This window comes from Aquiflexum sp., from assembly GCF_977115555.1.
The window spans coordinates 1-3,505 of the sequence record NZ_CDSBKL010000410.1 but is presented as its reverse complement, the minus strand read 5'-3'; the positions used below and the strand labels follow the sequence as shown (position 1 = coordinate 3,505).

Genomic DNA, 3,505 nt, shown 5'->3' with positions numbered 1-3,505 from the left:
ATCGAACTCAGCCGTACTGAAGGAATCATTCCCGCTATTGAAACGGCACATGCCATCCACGCCTTGAACCTGATCGAATACAGCAAAGACGATATCATCGTCATCAACCTTTCGGGCAGAGGAGATAAGGATTTGGATACGTATATTAAATGGGGAGGATATTAGGAGGTAGGAAGTTAGAAGTTGGAAGCAAGAAGTTGCCTCTCATCCTTTTCAACTAAACCTCAACATTTACCCCAAACCAATCTCTTGCCTCAAATCTCACGTCTCATGTCTTAAAAAAATGAACCGAATAGATAAATTATTTCAAACCAAAAAAGAGCGGGTGCTCTCCATTTACTTCACTGCAGGTTTTCCAAAACTTTATGACACGATAACCATCATGCAGGCCATCGAGTCTGCAGGTGCCGACATTATCGAAGTGGGAGTTCCTTATTCCGATCCGATTGCCGACGGGCCTACGATTCAGGACAGCAATCAGATCGCTTTGGATAATGGTATGAGCTTGAAAAAGCTTTTTGAGCAATTGGAGAATATGCGCCAAAGCGTTTCTTTGCCTGTAGTCCTGATGGGCTACCTAAACCCGATCATTCAATATGGGATGGAAGCTTTTTGTAAAAAATGTCAGGAAATTGGCGTTGATGGACTGATTCTCCCTGACCTTCCGATGCAGCAATACTTGGATGAATTCAAGGAAATCTTTGACATGTATGACCTTCGCAATACCTTTTTGATATCTCCTCAAACAAGCGAAAAGAGAATCCGCGAAATTGATACCCATTCCAATGGGTTTATTTATATGGTTTCGGCACACAGTATTACCGGTGCCCGAACAGGGATTTCTGAGGAACAGATTGCTTATTTCAAAAGAGTAGAGGCCATGAATCTGAAAAACCCAAGGTTGATCGGATTTGGGATTTCTGATTCAGAAACCTTCAGCACTGCTTCCAAATATGGAAACGGGGCTATTATCGGAAGTGCTTTCATCAAAAAAATCAAAGACAGTCAGGACTTGAAATCTGACATTGAATCTTACATAAAGTCCGTAATCCATTGAAACTATGATTGTCCAGTTAAAAGAAGAAATCACTGATTTGCAAAAAGATAAACTGATCCATGAAATCAGTCAGATCGGCTACAAGATCACCGAAGTCAAAACCCAATTGGGAGATTACCTGATAGGAATCGGCAAGAATGATTTTGATATCCGCAAAATCGGCCAACAGGAAGGCATCAAAGACATCCATATTGTTTCGGACGAGTACAAGCTTGTTTCCAAAAAGTGGAAAGTCAAACCGACTTCGATTGACCTTGGAGATGGGGTCTTTATCAAAGATGGCGATATGGCGATCATGGCAGGACCTTGTTCGATCGAATCAGAAGACCAGATCAAAAAAGTAATCGGACACCTCAAAGCAACTGGCATTACCATGATGCGGGGCGGTGTTTTCAAGCCAAGGTCAAGCCCATATGCATTCCGTGGATTGGGGATTGAAGGCTTGAAATTATGGTATGGTTTGGCAAAAGAAGCCGGAATCAAAATCGTCACCGAAGTCATGCAGGTCTCCCAAATCGAGGAGATGTATCCTTATGTGGACGTTTACCAAGTCGGTGCTAGGAATACCCAAAACTTCAACCTGTTGGATGAGTTGGGGAAAGTGGACAAAGCTGTCATGATCAAAAGGGGAATTTCCGGTACCATCGAAGAATTGCTCCAATCTGCGGAGTATGTTTTTTCCGGAGGTAATGAAAAACTTATCCTTTGTGAAAGGGGAATCCGTACTTATGAAAGGGCAAGCCGCAATACTTTGGACCTGAATGCCGTTCCGATTCTAAAAGCAAAATCTCACCTGCCTGTCATCGTCGATCCTTCGCATGGCATAGGAATCAGGGAATATGTACCCCAAATGGCCTTGGCAGGAGTGATGTCCGGTGCTGATGGAATCATTTATGAAACTCACGAAATTCCAGAAAAAGCCTATTCAGATGGTCAACAGACTTTGGATTTTGCCCAAAGCGCCTTGTTGGCAGATTGGATCAGAAAGACATTTGCTATGAGAAAAACCTTCACATTGCTCTAGACTCGTTATTCATCCAAGGTTTGGGTAAAGATTGAAGGTTTTGTTAATTTTGAAAAAAGAAAGGAAAGAGGGGCATGATTTAAATTTTAGTAAGATCCGCCATGGACTGTTATCTATGGACTATGGACATTTTATCTGTTGGTTTTTGCTTGGAAAATTTCAACTAAACCTCAATGCGGATATAAAATCAGAATATACAACCCAAATATAGAATAATGAATAAACCCAAAGACTGGGTCTTTTCGGACCCGAGATTACAAAAAATGAAGCAGGATTATGCTGCTTACAAGGAGGAGGATTTTGAAGTTTGGCGGATTCTCTTTGAGAGACAGATTGTCAATCTTCCCAAAGCTGCTTCTAAGGCATATTTGGCAGGTATCAAAGAAATCAACTTCACTGCAGACAAAATTGCTGACTTTGAGGATGTCAACAGAAGGTTGGCAAATACCACAGGCTGGCAGATTCAGGTGGTTCCCGGATTGATTGATGATGACCTTTTCTTTGGTCTTATGAACAACAAAAGATTTTGTTCATCCACATGGCTAAGAAAAATGGAGCAGTTGGATTACCTCGAAGAGCCTGATATGTTTCATGATGCCTTTGCTCACATGCCGATGCTGACCAATCAGCCCTATGTGGATTTTCTCGAAAATCTAAGTGGCTTGGCTCTAAAACATATAAATAACAAATGGGCCATAGAACTGCTTTCGAGGATTTATTGGTTCACCATCGAGTTTGGCTTGATCAGAGAAGATGGAGAAGTCAAAATCTATGGTGCAGGAATTTTGAGTTCTGCAGGAGAAACCAAATACAGCCTTTCGGATATACCTGCACATTATGAATACGATGTTAAAAGGATTTTGAATACCCCTTATTGGAAGGATAAATTCCAGGACAAATACTTCATCATCGAAAGTTTTGAGCAGTTGTATGAATCCCTTCCGGAAATTGAGGCTGTTTTGGGGGAAATGGTGACGGAAGAAATGAATAAAAATTAAGAATGATGAATTCTGAATTTTTGTAAATGGTGAAAGGTAAAAGAAATTGAGAGGTTGGAATTACAGAACCCGTTGATTATTGGAAAAACTTATCTTTGTCACTTCGAACGCAGAGAGAAGTCTTTTGCATTTCAACCTCAAAAATAAAAATCTTTTAAAAACAAAATTCAGACACGGCTAAGGGATGTATCACATCTCAAATCTTATGTCTCACATCTCAACATGAAAGTAGCAGTAATCAAATACAACGCAGGCAATGTACAATCAGTCCTTTACGCTTTAGAGCGACAGGGGGCGGAGGCTGTGCTTACCGATAGTTTAGAAGAAATAGCCAAAGCTGACAAAGTGATTTTTCCCGGACAGGGAGAGGCGAGTACTGCTATGCGCTATTTAAAGGAAAAGCAGTTGGATCAATTGATTCCAAAT

Annotated in this window: 3 protein-coding genes and 2 pseudogenes; all 5 read left to right on the top strand. The window is 41.0% G+C overall.

Annotated features, from left to right (window positions below):
* Nucleotides 1-165, top strand: a pseudogene (locus tag ACZFYI_RS17510) (tryptophan synthase subunit beta); the annotation flags it as partial.
* A 118-nt stretch (nt 166-283) separates the two neighbouring features.
* Complete coding sequence (trpA, locus tag ACZFYI_RS17505; protein WP_462525416.1) at nt 284-1,057, top strand: tryptophan synthase subunit alpha; 774 nt, start codon at nt 284-286, stop codon at nt 1,055-1,057.
* Nucleotides 1,058-1,061: 4 nt separating this feature from the next.
* The gene (gene aroF / locus ACZFYI_RS17500) at nt 1,062-2,081 is read left to right on the top strand and encodes a 3-deoxy-7-phosphoheptulonate synthase (RefSeq protein ID WP_462525415.1); all 1,020 of its coding nucleotides are present in this window, start codon (nt 1,062-1,064) and stop codon (nt 2,079-2,081) included.
* 215 nt (nt 2,082-2,296) lie between these two features.
* A complete protein-coding gene (locus ACZFYI_RS17495; RefSeq protein ID WP_462525414.1) occupies nt 2,297-3,079 on the top strand; it encodes a phenylalanine 4-monooxygenase in 783 nt (260 codons plus the stop codon).
* A gap of 222 nt (nt 3,080-3,301) precedes the next feature.
* Nucleotides 3,302-3,505 (top strand): annotated as a pseudogene (gene hisH / locus ACZFYI_RS17490) (imidazole glycerol phosphate synthase subunit HisH); the annotation flags it as partial.